Genomic DNA, 21,920 nt, shown 5'->3' with positions numbered 1-21,920 from the left:
CTTTTTATAATTAATCTAAATAAAAACAGAAGACTTATCTTTGCGCATCCTTAAAAATTTCATGAAAAAAAAACATCACAATAAAAAGAAACCAAGCGTCTATAAAAAATGGGCGGGTAAACTGCACCTTTGGTTTGGCTTATCTGTAGGGCTCATTATTTTTATTGTTTCTTTATCGGGAACGATGTATGTTTTTAAAGATGAAATTCAGAATCAGCTTAGAAAAGAAGCCATTTATGTAAAAGCTGAAACGGTTACACAACAACCTCTATCAATTGAAGTTTTAAAAGAAAAAATCACTTTAGAACTCAATGAAAAATATCCGGTAAGCTCGGTTGAAATTCCTTTAGATAAAAGCAAATCTTACAAATTTCTTTTTTATGAAAAAGACAAAAAGGCGTGGAATTATTTTGATGAAGTAAAAATCAACAAACTTATTTATGTCAATCAGTACAATGGTAATATTTTAGGAATTTATAACGAAAAGTATGACCTCTTCCCTATTCTGAAATCCATTCATTGGAGTTTGCTTTTAAAATCTGACTGGGGGAAATATGTTGTCGGAATTCCGGTTGTTCTCTTTATTATTATGCTCATTACAGGAATTATTCTTTGGTGGCCAAAAAACAAAAAAATGCGGAAAGGTCGTTTTTCATTCGAATGGAAAAACGTAAAAACCTGGAAACGTAAAAACTATGACCTTCACAATGTCTTAGGATTTTATGCTTCGTTTATTGGTTTATTACTTAGTCTTTCAGGATTATATTTTGCTTATCCGTGGGTGAAAAACGCATTTAATTTTGCATTATCCGGTTCGTTAGAACTTCCAAAAGAAAAGACAATCAAATCACCAGACTCACTTTTAGCAAAAAACAAGTCGGTTTTTGATCTTACCATTCTTCAAACTCAAAAAATATATTCAAAATCTTCAAGCTTCCGAATTCCTTTAAACGGAAAAAACAAAAAAGGAAAAGAACTTGAAAATATTCCCGTTACCACGTATGGTAAAGACGGTAGATATAGTGAAAGGAATCAGCTATGCTACGATAAATATTCGGGAAAACTATTATCAAATAAACCTCATCAAAAATTAACAAACGCTGAAAAATATGCCAATGCCAATTATGACGTACATGTTGGGTCATACTTCGGGATTTTCGGCAAAATCTTATGGTTTGTAACAGGATTGGTTTGTACTTCATTACCGGTAACCGGTTTTTTGGTATGGTGGGGAAAACGTAAAAAACAAGGAAAGAAAACATTATGAAAAAGGCTTTTTTATCAGTAGCTTGCCTTAGCACAATTGCTGTTTTTGCACAGGAAAAAGACAGTTTAAAAGTAAAAAATGTAGATGAAGTGGTACTTACAGCTTCCCGAAAAAAGGAAAGTATCAAAGAAATACCAAGTTCTATTACCATTGTTAGCGAAAAACAAATTCAGTCGCAGTTGACTGTTAATTCAGACATTTCTAATATTTTACAATATACCGTACCGAGTTTAGGACCAAGTTCCGGACAGACTTCCAACTCAGGACAAACTTTAAGAGGCCGACAGGTTTTGGTACTTATTGACGGGATCCCACAGTCTACTCCACTAAGAAACGGAGCAAGAGACATCAGATCGATCGATCCTTCGGCAATAGAAAGAGTTGAAGTCATAAAAGGAGCTTCATCAATCTACGGAAATGGCGCAGATGGTGGTATCATCAACTATATTACTAAAAGAAACAAAACATATAAAAAAATATCGGGAACTTCTCAGGTAGGTATTACCGGACAACCGTATGGCGGAACTTTAGGTTTCAGAGCCAGTCAACTTTTATCAGGTAAAATTAAAAAATTCGACTACGTGGCGTCTTTGGCTTATGAAAGAACCGGAAACGCAAAAGACGGCGACGGTGTATTGTTAAGCCCGACTTACAGCACCGCACAAATGAACAATTACAACGGATTGTTGAAGCTTGGTTATGATATTAATGATGACCAGAGAATCGAAGTTTCTTATATGGGTTATGCATCAAAATCTGATCTAAATTTAGGTATAAAAACCGGAAAATACGGCGTTACTCCTACCATTGGTGAAGGTGAAGGGAAAAGTTTAGAAACAACTCCACAAGGAACTCCACGTAACCATAATTACAGAATAAACTACGACAACAAAAATCTTTTTTGGGGTTCTACAGCATTGAATGTTAATGTTTATATGCAGGATTTCAGAACAGTTTACGGATATAGCGATACCTTTTTTGGAGGCGGACAATCGAATATTATTTCTAAAAAAATGGGAGCCAGAATTAATTTTGACACCCAACTTTGGTCATACAACAATTCTCAGGCAGAAGTAATCTACGGTCTAGATCTACTGAACGATAAAACCGTACAAAAACTTGAAGACGGAAGATACTGGACTCCGGATATGGATATGATCAACACCGCTCCTTTCCTTTTATTAAAAATTGATTTACTGAAAAAATTAACGATTAAAGGAGGTCTGAGATACGAAAATATGACGGTAAATGTGGGTGATTTCAACACACTTTCTTCAGTAAAAAGTGACGGAACTTTCACTAAAAGTATTTTTGTAACCGGAGGAGACTTAAAATACAACGCTTTGGTGGGGAATATTGGTCTTCGATATAATATCAATAACCAGATTAATCTTTTCGGAAGCTTCTCACAGTCGTATTCTATCAACGAGATTGGAAGAATTTTAAGAACATCTACACAAAGTAATCTTGCCCAAATAGAAGCCAAACCAATTATCGTAAACAATTATGAATTGGGCTCTACCGGACAGATTTCCAACTGGTTAAACTATGAAGTAACATCTTATGTAAGTACTTCAAAACTGGGAGCTTCATTTGTACAAGGTCCAGACCGATCTTTTACCATTCAAAGATCTCCTGAAGTGGTGTACGGTGTTGAAGGTTTCTTGCATTTCACACCTGCAAAATGGATTAATTTCGGTGGAAGTTATAGCTGGTTAGAAGGGATTACTTCGCTTAAAGATGATGGAGATTACTCCGCAAAAGTAAACAACAGCAGAATTTCCGCACCAAAAATTTTGGCTTACGTTCAGGTAAAACCTACAGAATCGCTTTCTTTAGGTCTTGATACGCTTCATTCTTTTGAGCAAGACAGATTCAGTCCCAATGCAAGCACGGGTTTGTATGCTTATGGTGAAGGAAGAGTTCCGGAATACACCATAATTAATTTTAAATCTAATTACGAAATCAACCAAAACTGGAAGCTTTCTTTAGGAGTAGAAAACCTCTTCAACACTACTTATCAACCAGCAATTGCATGGTGGAACGCAAGAGATTCTGAATTTGTAAATGCTTTGGGAATGAGAGGAACCTTCATGATTGAATATAGATTTTAATTAATCTAAATAAACTTATTTTATATTTGCACATTGCAATTTTCTATGAAGAAAAAACATCACCATAAAAAGAAACCAAGTCTTTTCAAAAAATGGACAGGCAAACTGCATCTGTGGTTTGGTCTGTCCATCGGTTTAATTATATTTATTGTTTCAATCACCGGTACTTTGTTTGTATTCAAAGACGAGGTTGAGAATTTCACCCGTAAAGATGTTATCTATCACAACGAGCAAAACATTGCACAAAAGCAGATTCTGCCAATTCGTGTTTTAGAAAAAATGGTCGACGAGCAGCTTAAAGAAAAATATAAAATCCATTGGGTGAATGTTCCTATCGACAAAAAACTGTCTTATCAATTTTACTGGTACGAACACAACACCGCAGCCTGGAATTATTTTGATGAATTTCCTATCTACAAAGTAGCGTATGTAAATCCTTATACAGGAAAAGTTCTGAGAACTTATGATGAGAAAAACGGTTTTTTCAGCATTGTAAAATCTATTCACTGGAGCTTTTTATTAAAACAGGACTGGGGAAAATATGTAGTAGGAATTCCGGTAATTATCTTCGTGATCATGTTGATTTCAGGAATTATTTTGTGGTGGCCAAAAAATAAAGCCGCCAGAAAACAGCGTTTCTCTTTCAAATGGAAAAACATAAAAAGCTGGAAAAGAAAGAATTACGACCTTCATAATGTTTTAGGTTTTTACTCTTCGATTTTTGCTTTAATATTTTCGATTACAGGTTTGTTTTATGCCTTCTTTGTGGTTCAGGCAATGATTTATTTTGTTTTCTCCGGAGGAAGTACGGTTTATCCTGACTTTTCGCACATCACAACCAAAGCACCAATAGAACTTAGAAACGAAACTACTTTAGATAAAGTGATTCACACCGTTCAGGCAAAATATCCAGACTCTTACGGATTTGCAATCGATTTGGGACATCCACACATGGATGATCATGAGCATCCTAATTTCTCTGTTTTCGTAAAGCATCTTTCTTATTCTTATCATAAAAACAGCAGTTTGATTTTTGATGAAAATTCAGGTGAACTTTTGCACACCTACAATCATGAAGATAAAAACTTTGGTGAGAAAACAGTGGCTGCCAATTATGATATTCACGTAGGATCTATTTTAGGACTACCAACCAAGATCATTGCATTTATTGTCAGCTTAATTTGTGCTTCACTTCCCGTAACCGGATTTTTAATATGGTGGGGAAGAAGAAAAAAGACCAAAAAAGTGGTCTGAATTCCAAATAAGTTAGGTTTAATAACTATTAATACAATCTTTTTTATAAATTTATTGCCTCGAAATTATACAATAAGAAAATGTCAGTAGTAGATTTGTCAAAAGAGGTTGCATTAGGTATCGATATCGGTGGAACCAATACTAAATTTGGTCTTGTGAATCACAGAGGTCAAATTTTAACCAAAGGCTCTTTGCCAACCGATCAATACAGCACGCCTGAAGCATTTGTAGATGCTCTTCACGAGCAGATTCAGCCATTGATTGATGAACATTGTGAAGGTGGAATTGAAGGCATCGGTGTAGGAGCTCCCAACGCAAACTACTACAGAGGAACAATAGAACTCGCTCCCAATCTTCCTTGGAGAGGAATCATCAATTTTGCGGACTTAATGACTGCTAAATTCAACAGTCCTTGCAAAATGACGAATGATGCCAATGCAGCAGCTTTAGGTGAAATGATGTACGGTGCAGCAAGAGGGATGAAAGATTTTATCATGATTACTTTGGGAACCGGTGTAGGAAGCGGAATTGTTTCTGGCGGAAATTTAATTTACGGTCACGATGGTTTTGCAGGAGAATTGGGTCACACTATCGTAAAACCAGGTGGTCGAAAACATTGGAGTACAGGTTCTGAAGGAAGCTTAGAAGCTTATGCTTCGGCGACAGGTATCGCTATCACTGCAAAAAAAATGAGAGCAGAATTCCCGGATTCTATGCTTAATCAATATCCTGAAGAAGCAATTAATTCTAAAACTGTACACGAATGTGCATTAAAAGAAGATCCTGTTGCGGTTGAGGTTTTCAGATATACCGGTCAGAAATTAGGTGAAGCTTTGGCGAATTTTGTAATGTTTTCTTCACCGGAAGCTATTTTATTATTCGGAGGAGTAATTAAAGCCGGAGATTTTATTTTAAAACCTGCCAAACTCCATATGGAAAGAAACCTTCTTCCTATTTTCAGAAGCAAAGTAAGATTGGTTTTCAGTGAACTTGATGAGGCAGATGCAGCTATTCTTGGTGCAAGTGCTTTGGTCTGGGAAAAATAATCTGAATTAAATTTAAAATATTGAGCATCCTTTTGGGGTGCTTTTTTTGTTTTTAGTTCCCACTGATGGCACTGATTTTCAAAGATTTTTTGATTATTCTGAAAATATTTTTAGCCACGAATGCACGAATGTTTTTTATATCTACTTAAAATATTCGTGCATTCGTGGCAAATAGATTTAGTAGTTTTTCTTGGCTTAAACCTTCTGATGATTTGTGAAATCTATTGTTATCATTTATTCTTAAAGGCTAAAATCTTATTTAAATGAAAAAGTTTTTCATAATTTTGATTTCATTTTTCAGGCTTATAAAAATTTTAAAAAGAGAATATTTAAATAAAACAATCAATTTAAAAATGGATAAAAATAATTTTCAGCAAATCACTTTTGGTGGCGGATGTTTTTGGTGTGTAGAAAGCTGTTTTAATATATTGAAAGGAGTAGAATCTGCAATTTCAGGGTATTCCGGTGGTCATAAAGATAATCCGACCTACGAGGAAGTTTGCACAGGTGAAACCGGTCATGCTGAAGTGGTACAAATTACGTATGATCCTGCAATTATTTCTTATGAACAATTGATGGATATATTTTTCTTCCTTCACGACCCTACTCAATTAAACAGACAGGGAAATGATATCGGAAATCAATATCGTTCTGTTATTTATTATAAAGACGATGCTGAAAAAGCAAAAGCTGAAGAAGCCATCAAAGCGTCACAAGAATCAGGAAGATGGTCTGGAACTTATGTGACAGAATTAACACCATTTGAAAAATTCTGGCCAGCCGAACAATATCATCAAGGATATTATAATGAAAACCCGACACAGCCTTATTGCAGTGCAGTGGTAGGACCAAAAATTCAGAAATTCAAAAAATATTTTGGAGAATTGGGAATGCTGGAAACAGATTCACAGTAAAAATTAAAGCGGAGATCTTTCTTCGCTTTTTTTATTGCCCACCACCATAAGTATCTATCATATATTCTGTAGCAAATCTCAAATCTTTTCCATTTTCAGGATTAGTTCCATCCATTGTAAAAAACTCCACATTTCCATTGTATTTAGAATACCAAACTTTTCCGAAAGCTTTATCAACCGTTAAGGTATCTTTTCTGGTAATCATTTTAAAATACTTTAAGACGACAGTATCGAGAGGTTTTAAGTCTTTATGTGGATCTTTATCGTCACAATAAGCCACTCTATATTGGCTTTTATCCCAATACATGCATTCTTTTTTCTTTTCAGGTACAGAACTTAAAAACCCAAAAGAAGAAGAACTTTCTTGATTATTTTTTTTATTCGATAAGTAAATATTTCCTGTCAGAAACAATGCTACAATAACAAAACCTGCAATTCCTAAGCTACTTTGCTTGATAAGAAACTCAGGCATTTTTAAAATCGGTTTATTTATAACAGTTATCACCAAATTTGATAATGCTTGATGTATTTTATATTCAAAACTTTTCCAGCCAGAGCAATAATCATTAAAGCTTTCAAACCCTAAATATCTACTTAAATCATCCAATATTAAGGGTTTTATAGGATAATCACCTTCTTCTTTAACAATTGCTTTATAATAGTTTTCAAATGTTTTATAGCTTAAAGTAATCTTATATTCATCACGTAATACTATTTCAAGATTCTTTAAAATCCCACTAAAAGATGTTTCAGGAGTTTCATTGGAGGCTTTTTCAAAAACATCCTCCAACAATTTTTTTCTCTCAGGTAAAAATTTGGACATACTCATGGATTATTATTGCGAAAATTAAGAAATTTCAAATCAAACACCTTACGGTTTTCCGTAAGCTATCACTGGAAAAACTTTCCAAATTCTTTCCAAAAACTTTCTAACCCCTGCCTTCATTTCCGTTGCATCTTTGCATCAGAGATTAGTGAAAAACAAACAATTACAAAAACAAATTTACAAAACTGATTTCTAAAATCACCTGATAAAACGGAAGAAAACTCCGGGTTGGGAAGCAGATGTTTCTCTTCCGTTTTTGAAGGTTTACTTCCCAAAAATTTAGAAGCGCTTCGAAATTTAACGTGTACAGCTCGAGATCAAAGTATCTGCGAGAGGAAGAAAAACAATTTCAACTTCAAAAATTTAAAGGAAATGATCCAATTAATATTAATGCTATTAAGTTTAGCATTCGGAAATAATAATGCAAATACATCAAACACCAATAATAACCAAGATCCTATAACGGTACAAAACTCAGGAGGAACTACTCCGGGAACTGGATTAGGTGAAGATGGAGGAACAAGTGGAAACACAGGACAGAAACCTCCATTTACAGACCCATCAACAAATCCATAATTCAATAAACTGAGAGAGTAATTAATTATTACTCTCTTTTTTGTAATTTTCGGAAAAAACTAACCTTGAAAAAATTCTTATTACTTTTATTCACCTTATTGATTTTAATAAATTGTAAGGAAAAAACAGAAAACAATTCTTCTCAAGAAAATAGCAATTTGAATAGAGCTGTAAAGTTTAGAGATTCTGCAAATGAAGATTCAGCTTACGTTTACTATGTTAGAGCTAAAGAAGAATTACTAAACAACAATACTGAAGCTGCCCGAGCAATTGTAAATATTGCTATTATAGAATGCAACAAAGGTGATTACCATTCAAGTATTGGTAATTCTATAGAAGCAGAAAAACTTTTAAAGAATAAAAAAGACAGCATCGCATTACAAATTGCATCCAGCAATTATAATTCTATCGCAATTGCATCTAAAAATTTAAAAAACTACTCACAAGCAATTGATTATTATAAACTTGCTATAAAAAAATCTCAGAAAAAGACAGATTCATTAGCTTTTTATAACAATATTGGAGACACCTATTTAGAGCAAAAAAATAATAAACTTGCTAAATCTTACTTTAAAATAGCCCTACAAACAAATGACAGTATAGATTATGCTCGTGCGTTAAATAACCTTGCAAAAGCTAATTTTTCAGAAAACCCATTCTATGATGCATATCCTGAGTTAGAAAAAGCTTTACAAATCAGAATACGACAAAAAGACAATAAAGAAATCACTTCAAGCTTTGCCACTTTAGCCGATTTTTATTTTAAAAAAAATCCTGAGAAATCTTTATTCTATATAAATGAAATGTATAAAATTGCTCTGAAAAATAAAAATCCCGATGATCAATTAGAAGCTCTAAACAAAATAATACTTTTAGATTCTAAAGAATATTCACAAAATTTTAGTAGATATGCTTCACTAAAAGACAGTGTCCAAAATTCGCGCAACAATGATTTTCAACGATTTGGTCTCATAAAATTTGATGTTGAAAAACAAAAACGAGCAAATCAGGAGCTAAAAGCAAAAAACTTTCAGCAAATTATAGGAATTGTATTTTTAGTTTTAGCATTAATAGGGACATTCATTTGGTATAGAAAAAGAAAACAAAGACTCCTACTAGAATCCGAAAACAAATTAAAAGAACAACAACTTAAAACATCCAAAAAAGTACACGACGTAGTAGCCAACGGAATTTATCAGGTGATGACAAAAATTGAAAATCAAAACGATTTCAATAAAGAACAGGCGCTTGATGAACTGGAATTTGTTTATGAAAAATCCAGAGATATTTCCTACGAAAACACTGATTCTCATGATGAAAAATTCAATGAAAAAATTTCAAAACTCGTAGCTTCTTTTAAAAATGATGAGATCAATACTTTTACCGTCGGAAATCAGGAAGAAACTTGGGAAAACGTTACAAAATCCACTCAAACGGAGATTTATCAGATTATCCGTGAGCTTTTGGTAAATATGAAAAAGCATAGTGAAGCCAATAACGTTGTTTTTAAGTTTGAAAAAATAAACAACCTCATCAACATCAACTATGCTGATAACGGAATTGGAATTTCTGATGAATTAATTTTTAAAAATGGTTTATCAAATACGGTTTCCCGTATAGAAAACATCAACGGAAAAATTACTTTTGAAACCAAAACCGAAAAAGGATTGAAGGTCAATATTTCATTTCCAGTTTCTTAAAAAGATAACAATGTTTAAAAAAATTCTAATTTCCGAAGACCACGAAAGCATCAATTTTTCAGTACAGAAAACTTTAGAAGACCTCAATTTTGATAATTTTGAGTATGTCTATTATTGTGATGACGCATTGGCAAAGGCACAAAAAGCCATTCGTGAAAAAAAACCTTATGATTTACTCATCACCGATCTTTATTATGAAGAAGATCATCATCCCCAAAAACTAAAAGACGGCCGTGAATTGATTTCGGCAATACGACAAGAGCAGCCTGATTTAAAAATTATTGTATTTTCTGCTGAACACAAATCCGGAATAATCGATTCTCTTTTTAATGATTACGGAATAAACGGTTATGTACGAAAAGCAAGACACGATTCTAAAGAATTGAAAAAAGCAATTACATCAGTTTATAACAATGAAAATTATCTTTCACTTGATCTTAAACAGGAGGTAAAAAAACTGAATAATTATGAGTTCACAACGTATGATATTACCTTAGTTTCTTTACTTTCTCAAGGTGTTTTACAAAAAAATATTCCGGTATTTCTACAAAACAACAATATAAAACCCAACAGTTTGAGCAGTATTGAAAAAAAACTCAATACCTTGAAAGAAGAGTTGGGAATAAGCAACAACGAGCAATTGGTTGCCTTCTGCAAAGACTTAGGAATTATATAACTTCTTCTAATTAACCATTCGAAACCTTTCAATTTTTTTTGAAAGGTTTTTTGTTTTACGGTTTCCCGTAAGGATTGGTTTTGAAAGGTTTATACTTTTGGAGTATTAAACAAAAACAATCATGGAATATAAAGTAATCCCGTTTGTTGCAACTGCAAAACAACAAAACATAAGTTCAAGTATTATCGCTCAACAATTAGAAAGTTTAATAAAGGATCAATCTCAATTAGGTTGGAAATATTTGAGACTGGAAAGTGTTTCAACTTACATTCAACCAGTAGAAGGTTGTTTTGGAATCGGTCAGCAAAAACCCGGATATATGACATCCTATCAAGTAGCTGTTTTTACAAAAGAAACAAATGAAATATCTTCTACTATTAATCATTAAATCTTATTGGTTTATAATTCCTGCTCCAAAAAGAAGAAAGTGCATTTTCAGAAAAAGTTGTTCAAAACATGTTTATGAAGAAACAATAAGTAAAGGAATTATTTCAGGATTAAAAGCTCTTAAATATAGGTTTGAAAATTGTAGATCAGGAGCTCAAATTTTTGAAAACCCAATAACAGGAAAACTTCAAATCATTTTATTAAACAATCAAATTCTTGATGAAAAAGAAATTTCAGAAAGATTTATAAAAAAATAACAATCATGGGAAAATTTACGATCAGCAAAAGAAAAAATGATGAATATCAATTTAATCTGAAAGCCGGGAACGGTGAAATTATTTTAACCAGCGAAGGTTACACGACAAAAGCAAACTGCCACAAAGGAATTGAATCTGTAAGAATCAATTCACAGGATGATTCAAGATACGACAGAAGAGTTGCTGTAAACGAAAAAGATTACTTCGTATTGAAAGCAAGAAACGGTGAAATCATTGGAAAAAGTCAGTATTACAGTTCAAAATCTAGCATGGAAATCGGAATTAATTCTGTAAAAACCAATGCTCCAACCGCTGAAATCATTGATGAAACTCTTTAAAAAACACCATTATGGATCTTAAAATTAAACTTGAGCAATTACATCAAAAAGTAGTTGGGTTAAAAGAGCAGATCACTACAGAAGAAGCTACTAAAAATGCTTTTGTAATGCCTTTTATACAAATTTTGGGTTATGATATTTTCAATCCCACAGAAGTCGTTCCGGAGCATGTTTGTGATATTGGAACCAAGAAAGGTGAAAAAGTAGATTATGTCATTAAAAATAATGACGAGCCCATTTTTATTATCGAATGTAAACACTGGAAAGAAAGTGCAGATGCACACAATTCTCAGCTTCACAGATATTATCATGTTTCGAAAACGAGATTTGGAGTTCTCACCAACGGAATTGTTTACAACTTCTACACAGATCTTGAAAAGCCAAATATTATGGATGAAAAGCCTTTTTTCACCATCAATATTGAAGATATAAAAGACAGTTCGATTAAAATTCTGGAAAGTTTCACCAAAAAAGATTACAATCTTGAAAGTATTTTGGATTCTGCAGAAGCATTAAAATACATCAAAGCCATCAGAAAAGAATTTGAAAAAGAGATTGAAAATCCTTCTGATGAATTGGTCAAATTATTAGTCAACCGTTTTTTTGAAAAACCTTTAACGGCAAACCGAATGATTTCGTTTAAAGAATATGCCAAAAAAGCGTTGACAACTTCTATTAATGAATCGATCAGCTTTAGACTAAAATCTGCATTAAGCATTAATGAGCAGATTGAAAAGCAGGATGATGATATAAAAACATCTCAATCCATCGACGAGAATAATGATTCTAAAATTGTAACTACAGAAGAAGAGCTGGAAGGTTTTCAGATCGTGAAAGCAATTTTGAGAGAAAAAATTCCTTCTTCAAGGATTGCTTACAGAGATACTTTATCGTATTTCGGGATTTTACTGGACGATAATAATCGAAAACCTCTTTGCAGATTACACTTTAATACCGCAAATAAATATCTCGAAACATTCCATAACGGAAAAGATGCCGGAGAAAAGATTTTACTGAATAATCTGGATGAAATATATAATTACAAGGCAGAACTTCTGAAAACATTAGAAAATTATAACTAAAATAAATTAATATTAAAACCATGAAAAAAATACTATTTACAAGCCTTTTAGGTTTAGGATTATTATTACCTGCTAACTTTTTAGCCAAAGAAAATTCAATTACTAAAACCGAATTTTCACCAGTTAAACCAACAAAGAAAAGCAAAAAAAGCAAAAAGAAAAGAACAGCAACAGTATCTGCAAGCCAAGACTGTACATACAACGGACGTACTTTATATGTCGGAGAAAGAGGAGGGTGCTATTATTACACCGGAAAAAGCAAAAAATATGTTGACAGATCATATTGCTCAAATTGTAATTAATAAAAAAATAATTATGAAACTTAAATTTTTACTTTTAGTCATTTTTTCATTTTCTTTTTTGACTCAATTTGGAGCACAACGAAGAACTACAAGCGTAAAAGGGTATACAAGAAAAGATGGAACCTATGTAAAACCACATACCAGAAGTTATAATTCTGGAAGAAGCTATTCATCAAGTGGATCGAGTTATTCTTCATCTTATCAAACAAGTTATGACAAGAATTATTCTCAATCACCAACATTTTCTAGTGATTATTTAACTTCTACATCTAGTTATAAAGGAGATAAAATAGAGAAATCAAGTCTCATATCTACACAAAATTCAGAAACGGAAGATGGAAATATTATTTATTTATCTGTCTTATATTATAAAGATAAAGTAATTGACATTTGCCCAATCTCAAAAAACATAATTAACAACTGGACTTTTGACGAAGTAAATCATTCTTTTAACAAAAACAACTTAAGTTCTGAGGATGCTTTAGATTTAGTTTCAAATTATGGATGGAGTATTGATAAAGAAAAAATCAGCAAAAGTTTCAGATTTGCAAGGTATGATGACAAAGGACTTCCAAATTATTTAACAAAAAAAATGGAAGCAATAAAATTAAAGCAACCATAAAATATCCAAATAATTTAGAAAAACTAAAAACACATTCCATATATTACTCAAGGCGAATTTTACATTCGTCTTTTTTGTTGAATTGAAATCAAAAAACAGAATTTTCCGTTTATTATCTTTTTCCTATTTTTGTGAAGTTCACTACTTTTTATGAAAAAAATTGTTCTGATTGAGGATGAAACCAGCGTAGTCTCTTTTATTAAAAAAGGACTTCAGGAGAAAGGATATGAAATTTCTGTAGCATTTGATGGTCGCACCGGTGTCAATCTGGTGCAGGAAAATGATTTCGATTTGGTCATTCTCGATATTATGTTGCCCGAAATGAACGGACTGGATGTCTGCAAAGAGATCAGAAAAACCAATAAAAACGTTCCTATTCTTTTTTTAACCGCATTGGGAACTTCCGAAAATATTGTTTTAGGATTAGAAAACGGCGGTGACGATTACCTTGTAAAGCCTTTTAAATTCATCGAATTGGTTGCTCGAGTAAAATCTCTTCTTCGAAGAAGTAACCCGATAAACACTCCAGATGCAACTGAAAACGAAATCGATAACGAGCATGTTTTTCAGATTTCAGATTTAATCGTGAATGATTACACCAAAAAAGTAATTCGAGCAGGTGAAGAGGTTTCTTTAACTTCTACAGAATACAAACTTCTGATGTACTTCCTCAATAATCCTGAAAAAGTGATCTCAAGAGCTGAGATTTTAGATGCAGTTTGGGGTGTCAACTACGAATTGGGAACCAATGTTGTGGATGTTTATGTCAATTATTTACGAAAAAAAATAGATAATCAGGAAGACAGCAAACTCATTCATACGGTAATCGGAATGGGATATGTTTTAAAAAAACCTTAGAAAATGTTTAATAAAGTCATTACCAATCAAACCAAAACGATGGTTCTTTTGATGGTTGTTTTTACAACCGTTATTCTGATTTTTGGTGGATCGGTGTACTTTTCTATTGTTAATTTTTCGCATCAGAGGTTTTATGAATTGCTGAAAATCCGTACCACAACGATTGTGCAGATTGAAAAAAGCAAAGAACATCTTGACCTTCCCGAAAATTACATTCTCAACAGCAGAAATGACGAAGAACTTCCGATGGAAAGAGACTATGTTTTTGCAATTCCTACAGATTCAAATTTCAAAAAAATTTCGCACGAAGTACATATTCCCGATACGTTTTTTAAAAATATCATCAGATCTGGAGAAGCCAATTACAACGATTCTGAATTTTATTATATCGGTCAGACTTTTAAATATCAAAACAAAGATTACATCGCGATTGCTTCGGCAAAAAACCATTACGTGGTTCATTATCTTGGTTTTTTAAAAAGAACGCTGATCACATGTATGATCCTTTCGATATTTTTCAGCATGATTTTCTCTTTTTATCTTTCTAAAACTTTATTCAAACCAATTTTAAAAATCACTGGAAAAGTAAAAGAAATCAGCTCTGAAAATTTACATTTAAGACTTGAACCTCAACCGGATAACAAAGAATTAAATGAATTGGTTGAAACCTTCAACACGATGTTGACAAGAATTGAGACTTCTTTTGAAACTCAAAATCACCTGATTGGAAATGTTTCGCACGAACTCAGAACACCGCTTACTTCGATTATGGGCGAAGCTGATGTTGCACTTTCTATCAACCGAACGGCAGAAGAATATAAAGAAACGCTCGAAATCATTTTGGATGAAGCCGAAAAGCTTGATAAAAAAATAAAAGCGCTTTTACTGATTGCACAAACCGGATTTGACGGCAGAATTCAAAAAATCGATAAAGTAAGAATTGACCAGCTTTTATGGGATGTTATCGAGACTTTAAGAAGAATAGATTCCCGAAATAATATTTATCTTGACATCAGCATGCTTCCCGATAATCCTAAAAAACTGAAAGTTCAGGGTAATGAGCAGCTTCTTCATTTGGCAGTTGCCAATATCATCAATAACGGCTGTAAATATTCTAATCATCAACAGGTAAAAGTTTCTTTAGGAGCAACAGATACAGATCTTTACATCATCATCAAAGACAACGGAATCGGTATTCCGGAGTCTGAAATGAATAAAATCTACGATCCTTTTTTCCGCGCTTCGAATACCAGAAATTATGAAGGTTACGGCATCGGTCTTCCTCTTGCCAGAAATATTGTGAGAATGCACAACGGCGAACTTTTGGTAAGCTCACACGAAAATCAGGGAACTACTGTACAAATGCGTTTTCCTACGATTTACGGTACTCAGAAGGAAGAAAACCCAACTTAGCTTCAAAAAGAAGCTTTTCTTAAAATGAAATTCTAATCTCATTTTAATCTCTTTAATTACATTTTAATTTCGTTCCAAAGATCTTCTAATCTTACAGATATAGTTTTGTATCATCAAAAAGATGTTACACAACTAAATCTAAAGATATGATCAAAACCATTTTAATAGCAACAGATTATTCTCTTGAGTCTCTTAACATTTTAAAAAGAGTTTTAAAAGAGAAAAACGCAGAAGAAAATGATACTCAATACAAAATTTTATTAGTATCGGGTTACGACATGGGAGATTCTATCAGAGATCTTCTTTTTACCACAAAATCTACTATTTTCAGTAAAATAAGAACTCAGGAATTTTGTGATGCTTACGGAATTATCGTTAATAAATATCCACATCTGGTTCACAAAATTGTTTGCGACGTTTTCTCAGGAAGCTTCCAGAGAGCATTCAATAATTATGTGAAAGCTGAAGAAATTTCAGAAGCATACTACTCGCCTTCGCTTAAAAATAAAAATACCAAAGGAAAATTCGATCTGAATCCTTACATCAAAAAATGTAAAGAATTGACGTCTCACGAAATGGTATTCGGAACTCCTCAATTTATGCCAGAAAAAGGCAGATTGGCGGAAGTTTTTGTGGAAGTTTAATGACTTTAAATAAACTATTTAAAATTTAAGTAAAATGTTAAGAAATTATAGTAACAGCAGGACGTTGGGAGACAACATAAAACTGGGGACGCTGACTGCCTTTACGGCAGGAACTATAAATATTGCATCTCTATTAATATTTCTCTCATTTACCTCAAACGTAACGGGACATTATGCCGTTTTTGCAGCAGAAATAAGCAAAGGAAACTGGAATCAGGTTGCCGTTGTCGGAGCCTGGATCTTCCTATTCTTTTTCGGTAGTTTTACCGCCAACTTTTTCGTTATCAATTTCAACAGAAAAAGTAAATATTTTGCGCACGCAATGCCGATTGTTCTTGAGATTTTATGTCTTTTGGCAGTAGGAATTTACGGACAGTTTTATTATCAGAAAACATTGGAAGAAGCAGAATATCTGGTCGCTTTAATGCTTTTTGCAACCGGTTTACAGAACGGTTTAACGGCAAGCATTTCCAACTTTTTGGTAAAAACAACCCACCTTACCGGAACAACAACCGACTTGGGGATTCTGATGTCTATGTTTACGCACAAAAAATACAGAAAAAACCCGGAGCTGATTGCAAGAGCAAAGCTTTTATCAAGTGTTATGTTGGCTTATGTTACAGGAGCGGTGTTTTCAGGATTAACTTATTATTATCTGGAATTCAGTGTATTTTATGTAATCAGCGTTTGCTTGGTAGTCGTTATCGGATATGATCTTTATAAAATTCATCTGAGACACTTTTATACGAGCTACAGATATTCGAAAATCTATAAAAAACCCAATCTGATGGCTTATTTGTACGACAGAATACATGGAAGCGCCGAAGTGGTAATGAAACAAAAACGACCGGAAAAATCTAAACTGGTCTTAGAAGAAAAAATGATGTGACGATCATTGATTAAAATTTGGACAGCACAAATTGTATATACTTAGTTTGGGGCTCTTAATTGTTATACAATTAGGGGCTTTTTTTAATAGGATTGTGTAAAAGTTAGGGATAACTTAATCTTAAATCATTGTTTTACTGTTTTAAATCTTATTTGCTTTGCCTATTTTTGTAAGTTCATTACCCACTTATGTCAGATATTATTCAGCTTTTACCCGATCATGTAGCCAACCAAATCGCAGCCGGTGAGGTGGTGCAGCGTCCTGCATCTATTGTAAAAGAGCTTTTGGAAAACTCTATCGATGCGGGAGCTACAAAAATAGAGCTGATTATAAGAGATGCCGGGAAAAACCTTATTCAGGTTGTTGATGATGGAAAAGGAATGTCTGAGACCGATGCAAGAATGTCTTTTGAAAGACACGCCACATCAAAAATAAGAGGAACTGAAGATATATTTAAAATAGCAACCAAAGGATTCCGCGGTGAAGCTTTGGCTTCTATTGCTGCCGTTTCTCAGGTAGAATTAAAGACTAAACAAAAAGACGCTGCATTAGGAACCAATATTTACATTGAAGGCGGAGTTTTTCAGTTTCAGGAACCAACGCAGACTTCGGAAGGTTCTAATTTTTTAGTTAAAAACCTTTTCTATAATGTTCCGGCAAGAAGAAAGTTTCTTAAAAATAATAATATTGAATTCCGTCATGTCATTGATGAATTTCAGCGTGTTGCTTTAGCTCACGAAGGTTTAGAGTTTTCACTTTTTCATGATGACGAGCCTATTTTCAAATTGAGAAAAGGAACTCAGATGCAGCGAATTGTTGATATTTTCGGCAGAAAGCTTCATCCACAACTGATTCCTATAAAAGAAGATATTATCTGGTGTAAACTTCATGGCTTTGTAGCAAAACCGGAAGGTGCTAAGAAAACCCGTGGCGAACAGTTCCTTTTTGTAAATGGAAGATTTTTTAAAAGTCCATATTTCAACAAAGCAGTTCAGGAAGCTTTTGAAGGATTGCTTTTACCTGGATACATTCCTACATTTTTTCTTTTTCTTGAATTAGATCCGGAAAAAATTGATGTTAATATTCATCCTCAGAAAACGGAAGTAAAATTTGAAGATGAGCATCTTATTTTTGCTTTGCTCCGTTCTACTATCAAACGTGCTTTAGGAATTTACAATATTGCACCAAGTTTAGATTTTGAAAGAGATCCGCAACTTGATGAAATGATGCAGAAAAGCTTTCCCAGCAAAAGCAACAACATTGGAAATCTCAAAATGCCTGAAATAATTGTAGACCGAGATTACAATCCTTTTTTGGAAGAAAGAGGAAATCCGCAAATAGAAATTCAGAATCTTACAAAAATGTATCATCAGAACATTTCTGCAGAGCCTTCAAAAATAAATTTATTTGAAGATGAGGATTTTGATGAAGATTTGATGCGACTTCCCAACGGATATTGGCTTTTCAATAAAGGAGATTCTACATTAATGCTCGATCTGGGTAGAATGCACCGTCTTTTGGTGGCAGAAAGCAATAAAAAATCAAAAAAATCTACAAACAGACAGTCTCTTTTGTTTTCGTTAGAGTATCATATGAACGAGACTGAAAAGATCAAGTACAAAGCAATAAAAAAATATCTTCCAGAACTTGGGTTTGAAATGAGCATCAATCACGACAGCGTTTTAAGTATTGATGCGGTTCCTGAAGGATTGAAAGAATCTCAGGTGATGAAATTTCTGGAGAATCTTTTTGAAGTTTTAGAATATAAAACTGAGGAAGAGTTTTTACAGTTTTATCAGAATCAATGGAACAAAATGCAGTCGAAATCCCGTTTTGATTTTATCTATAAAGCAGATGCTGAACAATTGATTAAAGATTTTACAGCATTGGGCTTCCCAGAATTTTTACCTAACGGAAAAAGATGTTTTTATGAAGTTCCGTTTAATGATTTTAAAAATAAATTTTAAGTAGATGTTTAATAATATACCGCCGATTACCCGAAATTTAATTATAATAAATGTTGTTGTTTATTTAGCAGCATTCTTGTTGCCACAATTAGATTATTATCTTGCAGGATATTATCCTTTTTCGCCCAATTTCCAATCTTGGCAAATTATTACTCACATGTTTATGCATGGAAGTCTAATGCACATACTTTTCAATATGTTTACATTATACAGTTTTGGACCTATTTTAGAGCAGTCATTAGGAGATAAGAAATATTTAATTTTATACTTTTTAAGTGGTTTAGGTGCTTTTTTTCTTTTCAATTTGTGGAATTTTTACGAAATCCAACAATGGACTGCCGAACTGTATACAAATTCCAATGTTGATATTCAAAAAATATATGAAGAGGCAGATATGAGTAAATATGGCTTTAATCCCAATTCATTTTCATCAACAGAAACAGAGTTAAACTTATATTTAGCTTTAACTGGTAGAATGGTTGGTGCTTCTGGAGCAATTTTCGGAGTTATTGCCGCATTTGCTACTCTATACCCAGAAGCAAGAATTGGAATTATGTTTATTCCCATTCCCGTAAAAGTAAAATATGTACTTCCTATTGTGATAATAGGTTCAATTTATTTAGGAATTAGCGGAAATGGTGGTGGAATTGCTCATTTAGCTCACGTTGGAGGTGCAATTGTAGGATTTATTTTAGCTAAAATCTGGAAAAAACACTTATACCGATTCAAATAATATCTTGTGAAAATTTTCCGATTAATACTTTTAATACTGCATTTAGGATTATTATTTCTGTTAACAGGAGTTTTACTGAATGCTTATATTCCACCGAAAATTTTTCCTTGGTTTAATTTACTGTCTTTAGGTTTTCCTATTTTAGTTATCGGATATGTTATTCTCACGTTCTTCTGGATTTTCAGCTGGAAAAAAAGAGCATTTGTCTTTATGTTTTTAGGTTTATTTTTTCTGAATCCTGTTAAAAGATGGGTTAATTATTCTTCCGAAAGTAAGGAAACAGCAAACCTTAAAATTCTTACGTTTAATATAAAAGCCGGTACTTTATTAGGTAAAGATGAAATACAAAAATATATTGATGATCAAAAAGCAGATCTAGTTTTTGTTCAAGAAAACGGAGGAGAATTAAAACTTCAAAACCTTACTGGAAAGAACAGTATTCCTGTCGTATCACTTTATACACATTATAAAATTATTTCCCGTAAAAATCTATTTGAAGGTCTTCCTAATAGAGATATAACTGTACAGTGCGAACAAGTAGATCTTGAAATTAGAGGCAAAATTTATCGTGTCATGAATGTTCATTTAGAATCTTTCGGTGTTGTAAAAAGCATGGTAAAGCTTAACGGAAACAGCGAGGAAGATGAGCAAAAAGTAAAAGATTTAGTTAAAAGACTGATTCCGACTTTTAAATCTCACCAAGAACAAGTTCAAATTATCAGAAAAAGTATTGATGCTTCTCCTTATCCTGTAATTGTTGCAGGAGATTTTAATGCAGTTCCTAATTCTTATGAATACTATAAAACTTCAGAAGGATTAAAAGATGCTTTCTACGAAGTAGGCAGAGGAAGTGGAACAAGTTTTCATGATTACAAATACCCTTTAAGAATAGATTATATTTTTACTTCAGAATCTATAAAACCGGTAAGTTACAAAGTTGATCGCTCTGTAAATCTTTCTGATCATTTTCCAGTGATTGCTACTTTTAAAATTGAATAAAACTAACTATTTAAATTTCATAAAACGCTGATTGGCAGAATTTTTGTTACTAAACAAACATTTGAATTCATGAAGCGGTTTCCCTTTTTACTTTTTATCCATTTAGTTGTTTTAACACTGTTAATCAGCACATTTGCAAACGCTTGGATAACTCCTAATTATTTCAGCAAGCTTAATCTTCTTTCATTAGGTTTTCCTTATTTAATTTTAGCCCATCTTTTATTTACACTTATTTGGATAATTAAAAGAAAAAAAATTGCTCTCATTTTTATTTTTTCAACATTTATTTTTTATAATCCCGTAAGACGATGGGTAAATTTCTCACCGCAAAACAGCAATATTACTTCTGCCAAAACAGATATAAAAGTTTTAACCTACAACGTGAAATATGGAAGTTTGGGTTGGAATAATGTAAAAAAATATATCCGAGATCAAAATGCCGACATCATTCTGGTTCAGGAAAAAGACACCAACAGAGCACTCAGAAGCGATTTGGTAAAATATCCTTCGGTGATATTAAAAACCAAACACAAAATTTTGAGACAGGGAGACTTAATCAATGATGCTTCTAAAGGCAATTCTTTTTTTGCTGATATTGATATCAATGGTAAAATCGTAAGAGTTGTAAATGTTTATCTGGAACCTTTTAGATTAAATAAAAACATGCTTGGAATGGAAGATGAAAACTCCGAGAAAAAGGAAAACAATAAAATGGAAGCTCTTTTTTCAAGACTAATTCCTACTTTCAGAACACATGAAGATCAGGTGAAAAAAATCAGAAAAGCAGTTGATAATTCGCCTTATCCGGTGATTCTTGCTGGAGATTTTAATTCCGTTCCTAATTCCTGGGAATACTATAATTTAGGCAAAAACTTAGATGATGCCTTTGTAAAAGCAGGAAATGGAAGTTCTACAAGTTTTCATGATTATAAATTTCCACTGAGAATAGATTATATTTTTGCATCGAGCAGCATTATTCCCAAAAGTTATAAAGTAGATTATTCTGTAAAATTATCAGATCATTATCCTGTAATTGCTGAATTTCTATTAAATTAG

The 21,920-nt window shown here is 32.8% G+C and carries 23 protein-coding genes; 22 read left to right on the top strand and 1 reads right to left on the bottom strand.

The window, feature by feature from the left end:
- Positions 1 to 61 precede the first annotated feature (61 nt).
- The 5 genes from FDY99_RS11200 (at position 62) to msrA (ending at position 6,595) form a co-directional block, all read left to right on the top strand.
- A complete protein-coding gene (locus FDY99_RS11200) occupies positions 62 to 1,267 on the top strand; it encodes a PepSY-associated TM helix domain-containing protein (protein WP_139421510.1) in 1,206 nt (401 codons plus the stop codon).
- Positions 1,264 to 3,381, top strand: a complete 2,118-nt coding sequence (locus FDY99_RS11195) for a TonB-dependent receptor (RefSeq protein WP_139421507.1) — start codon at positions 1,264 to 1,266, stop codon at positions 3,379 to 3,381. Before FDY99_RS11200 ends, FDY99_RS11195 begins: the two co-directional genes overlap by 4 nt.
- A gap of 45 nt (positions 3,382 to 3,426) precedes the next feature.
- Positions 3,427 to 4,635, top strand: a complete 1,209-nt coding sequence (locus FDY99_RS11190) for a PepSY-associated TM helix domain-containing protein (RefSeq protein ID WP_139421505.1) — start codon at positions 3,427 to 3,429, stop codon at positions 4,633 to 4,635.
- 80 nt (positions 4,636 to 4,715) lie between these two features.
- Positions 4,716 to 5,681, top strand: coding sequence for an ROK family protein (locus FDY99_RS11185; protein WP_139421502.1), 966 nt, complete (start codon positions 4,716 to 4,718; stop codon positions 5,679 to 5,681).
- Between the two features lie 263 nt (positions 5,682 to 5,944).
- Positions 5,945 to 6,595, top strand: coding sequence for a peptide-methionine (S)-S-oxide reductase MsrA (msrA, locus tag FDY99_RS11180; protein ID WP_139421500.1), 651 nt, complete (start codon positions 5,945 to 5,947; stop codon positions 6,593 to 6,595).
- A gap of 31 nt (positions 6,596 to 6,626) precedes the next feature.
- Here the strand turns inward: msrA and FDY99_RS11175 are convergent, their stop codons facing one another.
- Positions 6,627 to 7,418 carry a hypothetical protein gene (locus tag FDY99_RS11175; protein WP_139421498.1) on the bottom strand — a complete coding sequence of 264 codons (792 nt, stop codon included), beginning with the start codon at positions 7,416 to 7,418 and terminating at the stop codon, positions 6,627 to 6,629.
- Positions 7,419 to 7,793: 375 nt separating this feature from the next.
- On the opposite strand from FDY99_RS11175, the gene FDY99_RS11170 reads away from it, so the two are divergent.
- From FDY99_RS11170 to FDY99_RS11090, 17 genes are all read left to right on the top strand, one after another.
- Positions 7,794 to 7,997, top strand: coding sequence for a hypothetical protein (locus tag FDY99_RS11170; protein ID WP_139421496.1), 204 nt, complete (start codon positions 7,794 to 7,796; stop codon positions 7,995 to 7,997).
- 158 nt (positions 7,998 to 8,155) lie between these two features.
- Positions 8,156 to 9,697, top strand: a complete 1,542-nt coding sequence (locus tag FDY99_RS11165) for a tetratricopeptide repeat-containing sensor histidine kinase (protein WP_139421494.1) — start codon at positions 8,156 to 8,158, stop codon at positions 9,695 to 9,697.
- A gap of 10 nt (positions 9,698 to 9,707) precedes the next feature.
- Positions 9,708 to 10,373, top strand: coding sequence for a response regulator (locus tag FDY99_RS11160; protein WP_102978994.1), 666 nt, complete (start codon positions 9,708 to 9,710; stop codon positions 10,371 to 10,373).
- A gap of 121 nt (positions 10,374 to 10,494) precedes the next feature.
- On the top strand, positions 10,495 to 10,761 hold the full coding sequence (locus tag FDY99_RS11155) for a hypothetical protein (protein WP_074230466.1): 267 nt from the start codon (positions 10,495 to 10,497) through the stop codon (positions 10,759 to 10,761).
- Entirely contained in the window at positions 10,733 to 11,017 is a 285-nt protein-coding gene (gene yidD, locus FDY99_RS11150) for a membrane protein insertion efficiency factor YidD (RefSeq protein ID WP_139421493.1), read from the top strand. Before FDY99_RS11155 ends, yidD begins: the two co-directional genes overlap by 29 nt.
- Before the next feature lie 5 nt (positions 11,018 to 11,022).
- Entirely contained in the window at positions 11,023 to 11,355 is a 333-nt protein-coding gene (locus FDY99_RS11145; protein WP_139421491.1) for a YegP family protein, read from the top strand.
- 11 nt (positions 11,356 to 11,366) lie between these two features.
- Positions 11,367 to 12,437 (top strand): type I restriction endonuclease, encoded by a 1,071-nt coding sequence (locus tag FDY99_RS11140; RefSeq protein WP_102978996.1) that lies wholly within the window; start codon positions 11,367 to 11,369, stop codon positions 12,435 to 12,437.
- Between the two features lie 20 nt (positions 12,438 to 12,457).
- Positions 12,458 to 12,739 carry a hypothetical protein gene (locus FDY99_RS11135; protein ID WP_139421489.1) on the top strand — a complete coding sequence of 94 codons (282 nt, stop codon included), beginning with the start codon at positions 12,458 to 12,460 and terminating at the stop codon, positions 12,737 to 12,739.
- A gap of 13 nt (positions 12,740 to 12,752) precedes the next feature.
- On the top strand, positions 12,753 to 13,361 hold the full coding sequence (locus FDY99_RS11130; RefSeq protein WP_139421487.1) for a hypothetical protein: 609 nt from the start codon (positions 12,753 to 12,755) through the stop codon (positions 13,359 to 13,361).
- Between the two features lie 150 nt (positions 13,362 to 13,511).
- Positions 13,512 to 14,219 (top strand): response regulator transcription factor, encoded by a 708-nt coding sequence (locus tag FDY99_RS11125; RefSeq protein ID WP_102978998.1) that lies wholly within the window; start codon positions 13,512 to 13,514, stop codon positions 14,217 to 14,219.
- A 3-nt stretch (positions 14,220 to 14,222) separates the two neighbouring features.
- Positions 14,223 to 15,632 (top strand): sensor histidine kinase, encoded by a 1,410-nt coding sequence (locus tag FDY99_RS11120; protein WP_102978999.1) that lies wholly within the window; start codon positions 14,223 to 14,225, stop codon positions 15,630 to 15,632.
- 146 nt (positions 15,633 to 15,778) lie between these two features.
- Positions 15,779 to 16,276 carry a hypothetical protein gene (locus FDY99_RS11115; protein WP_102979000.1) on the top strand — a complete coding sequence of 166 codons (498 nt, stop codon included), beginning with the start codon at positions 15,779 to 15,781 and terminating at the stop codon, positions 16,274 to 16,276.
- A gap of 34 nt (positions 16,277 to 16,310) precedes the next feature.
- Positions 16,311 to 17,165, top strand: coding sequence for a YoaK family protein (locus tag FDY99_RS11110; protein WP_074230474.1), 855 nt, complete (start codon positions 16,311 to 16,313; stop codon positions 17,163 to 17,165).
- Between the two features lie 188 nt (positions 17,166 to 17,353).
- A complete protein-coding gene (gene mutL, locus FDY99_RS11105) occupies positions 17,354 to 19,132 on the top strand; it encodes a DNA mismatch repair endonuclease MutL (protein WP_139421485.1) in 1,779 nt (592 codons plus the stop codon).
- Positions 19,133 to 19,136: 4 nt separating this feature from the next.
- Positions 19,137 to 19,865 (top strand): rhomboid family intramembrane serine protease, encoded by a 729-nt coding sequence (locus tag FDY99_RS11100; protein WP_139421483.1) that lies wholly within the window; start codon positions 19,137 to 19,139, stop codon positions 19,863 to 19,865.
- A 6-nt stretch (positions 19,866 to 19,871) separates the two neighbouring features.
- On the top strand, positions 19,872 to 20,864 hold the full coding sequence (locus FDY99_RS11095) for an endonuclease/exonuclease/phosphatase family protein (RefSeq protein ID WP_139421481.1): 993 nt from the start codon (positions 19,872 to 19,874) through the stop codon (positions 20,862 to 20,864).
- A 69-nt stretch (positions 20,865 to 20,933) separates the two neighbouring features.
- Positions 20,934 to 21,920 (top strand): endonuclease/exonuclease/phosphatase family protein, encoded by a 987-nt coding sequence (locus tag FDY99_RS11090; protein WP_139421479.1) that lies wholly within the window; start codon positions 20,934 to 20,936, stop codon positions 21,918 to 21,920.

The sequence above is a fragment of the Chryseobacterium mulctrae genome (genome assembly GCF_006175945.1).
Lineage (GTDB): Bacteria > Bacteroidota > Bacteroidia > Flavobacteriales > Weeksellaceae > Chryseobacterium > Chryseobacterium mulctrae.
Note: the sequence above shows the minus strand (reverse complement) of the source record. Positions and strands in the feature narration are given on the sequence as shown.

What these genes read in the sequence shown, in the direction of transcription:
- FDY99_RS11130 (WP_139421487.1), top strand. Translation starts at nt 12,753, where the DNA reads ATGAAACTTAAATTTTTACTTTTAGTCATTTTTTCATTTTCTTTTTTG.
- yidD (WP_139421493.1), top strand. Translation starts at nt 10,733, where the DNA reads ATGAAATATCTTCTACTATTAATCATTAAATCTTATTGGTTTATAATT.
- FDY99_RS11120 (WP_102978999.1), top strand. Translation starts at nt 14,223, where the DNA reads ATGTTTAATAAAGTCATTACCAATCAAACCAAAACGATGGTTCTTTTG.
- FDY99_RS11190 (WP_139421505.1), top strand. Translation starts at nt 3,427, where the DNA reads ATGAAGAAAAAACATCACCATAAAAAGAAACCAAGTCTTTTCAAAAAA.
- FDY99_RS11160 (WP_102978994.1), top strand. Translation starts at nt 9,708, where the DNA reads ATGTTTAAAAAAATTCTAATTTCCGAAGACCACGAAAGCATCAATTTT.
- FDY99_RS11195 (WP_139421507.1), top strand. Translation starts at nt 1,264, where the DNA reads ATGAAAAAGGCTTTTTTATCAGTAGCTTGCCTTAGCACAATTGCTGTT.
- FDY99_RS11155 (WP_074230466.1), top strand. Translation starts at nt 10,495, where the DNA reads ATGGAATATAAAGTAATCCCGTTTGTTGCAACTGCAAAACAACAAAAC.
- msrA (WP_139421500.1), top strand. Translation starts at nt 5,945, where the DNA reads ATGAAAAAGTTTTTCATAATTTTGATTTCATTTTTCAGGCTTATAAAA.
- FDY99_RS11110 (WP_074230474.1), top strand. Translation starts at nt 16,311, where the DNA reads ATGTTAAGAAATTATAGTAACAGCAGGACGTTGGGAGACAACATAAAA.
- FDY99_RS11185 (WP_139421502.1), top strand. Translation starts at nt 4,716, where the DNA reads ATGTCAGTAGTAGATTTGTCAAAAGAGGTTGCATTAGGTATCGATATC.
- FDY99_RS11125 (WP_102978998.1), top strand. Translation starts at nt 13,512, where the DNA reads ATGAAAAAAATTGTTCTGATTGAGGATGAAACCAGCGTAGTCTCTTTT.
- FDY99_RS11100 (WP_139421483.1), top strand. Translation starts at nt 19,137, where the DNA reads ATGTTTAATAATATACCGCCGATTACCCGAAATTTAATTATAATAAAT.
- FDY99_RS11145 (WP_139421491.1), top strand. Translation starts at nt 11,023, where the DNA reads ATGGGAAAATTTACGATCAGCAAAAGAAAAAATGATGAATATCAATTT.
- mutL (WP_139421485.1), top strand. Translation starts at nt 17,354, where the DNA reads ATGTCAGATATTATTCAGCTTTTACCCGATCATGTAGCCAACCAAATC.
- FDY99_RS11135 (WP_139421489.1), top strand. Translation starts at nt 12,458, where the DNA reads ATGAAAAAAATACTATTTACAAGCCTTTTAGGTTTAGGATTATTATTA.
- FDY99_RS11115 (WP_102979000.1), top strand. Translation starts at nt 15,779, where the DNA reads ATGATCAAAACCATTTTAATAGCAACAGATTATTCTCTTGAGTCTCTT.
- FDY99_RS11170 (WP_139421496.1), top strand. Translation starts at nt 7,794, where the DNA reads ATGATCCAATTAATATTAATGCTATTAAGTTTAGCATTCGGAAATAAT.
- FDY99_RS11200 (WP_139421510.1), top strand. Translation starts at nt 62, where the DNA reads ATGAAAAAAAAACATCACAATAAAAAGAAACCAAGCGTCTATAAAAAA.
- FDY99_RS11090 (WP_139421479.1), top strand. Translation starts at nt 20,934, where the DNA reads ATGAAGCGGTTTCCCTTTTTACTTTTTATCCATTTAGTTGTTTTAACA.
- FDY99_RS11175 (WP_139421498.1), bottom strand. Translation starts at nt 7,418, where the DNA reads ATGTCCAAATTTTTACCTGAGAGAAAAAAATTGTTGGAGGATGTTTTT.
- FDY99_RS11140 (WP_102978996.1), top strand. Translation starts at nt 11,367, where the DNA reads ATGGATCTTAAAATTAAACTTGAGCAATTACATCAAAAAGTAGTTGGG.